At 73.0% G+C, this 333-nt stretch carries 1 protein-coding gene; it reads left to right on the top strand.

Annotation, left to right across the window (positions count from 1 at the left end):
* Positions 1 to 227, top strand: a 227-nt coding sequence (locus G3I65_RS09130; protein ID WP_239070898.1) for a sigma factor-like helix-turn-helix DNA-binding protein, incomplete at its 5' end; no start/stop codon positions are given.
* Between the last annotated feature and the right edge of the window lie 106 nt (positions 228 to 333).

Below are 333 nucleotides of genomic sequence, written 5' to 3'. Positions count from 1 at the left end.
CCGTGCTGGTCGACCAGCACGGCGAGCTCATCGACCTCCTCGCGTCCCTGCCCGGCAGGCAGCGGATGGTACTGGCGTGGTCGCTCGACGGGTTCACCCCGGCGCAGATCGCGGACGCGCTGCGCATCGCGCCCGCGACCGTCCGCTCCACCCTCCGCCACGTGCGGGAACGCCTTCGGCGACGCCGGACCGTTCGGCCCGGTGACCAGCGGGACAGGGAAAGGTGAGCACCATGCCGGCAACCGAGTACGGGGACCGGGCGATCACCGAGCTGCTGCGGGAGTCCAACACCGCGCTGCACGACTCGCTGCGGGCCGGCCTCGACGTGGAGGG

Origin of the sequence: Amycolatopsis sp. SID8362 (assembly GCF_010550475.1) — a bacterium.
GTDB classification, from domain to species: Bacteria; Actinomycetota; Actinomycetes; order Mycobacteriales; family Pseudonocardiaceae; genus Amycolatopsis; species Amycolatopsis eburnea.
Note: the sequence above shows the minus strand (reverse complement) of the source record. Positions and strands in the feature narration are given on the sequence as shown.